Origin of the sequence: Novosphingobium sp. TCA1 (assembly GCF_009811895.1) — a bacterium.
Lineage (GTDB): Bacteria > Pseudomonadota > Alphaproteobacteria > Sphingomonadales > Sphingomonadaceae > Novosphingobium > Novosphingobium panipatense_A.
The window spans coordinates 1-569 of the sequence record NZ_BLJH01000133.1 but is presented as its reverse complement, the minus strand read 5'-3'; the positions used below and the strand labels follow the sequence as shown (position 1 = coordinate 569).

Annotated in this window: 1 protein-coding gene; it reads left to right on the top strand. The window is 57.3% G+C overall.

The window, feature by feature from the left end:
- Nucleotides 1-148 precede the first annotated feature (148 nt).
- A partial coding sequence (locus NTCA1_RS28395; RefSeq protein ID WP_201282635.1) for a flagellin occupies nt 149-569 on the top strand: 421 nt, incomplete at its 3' end.

Here is a 569-nt window from a genome sequence, read left to right as displayed (position 1 = left end):
CATTCGAAAACTTTTCTTTCCAAATTCCCGGGCGGTTATTTTCCCTTCCTAGAATGAAGATGCAGCCGGAAGAACCAGCTGTGCGCATGACGGCGCTCCCGTCATCTGGCCGCAGAACTCGGCCTGCTTTTCTAGAAGGAAGACCAAAATGGCGTTTTCGGTTAACACCAATGCTGGCGCGATGGCCGCTCTCCAGAGCCTCAACGCGACCAATGCAGGCATGAACCAGGTGCAGAGCCGCATCAACACCGGTCTGGCCGTCGGCTCGACCAAGGATGATTCGTCGAAGTACACCGTGGCTCAGACCCTTCGTGGCGACCTCGGCGGTCTGGGTGCGGTCACCTCCTCGCTCAACAACGCGAAGAGCGTCACCGACACCGCGATCGCCGGTGCCGAGCAGATTTCCGACCTTCTCAACCAGATGAAGTCGAAGGCCTATGAAGCAGCGGATGCCGGTCTGGAAGACGACAGCCGCGCCGCTATCGACAAGGACTTCACGGCTCTGAAAGAGCAGATCACCACGATCATCAAGTCGTCGGAATTCAACAACACCAACCTGCTCGACGAAG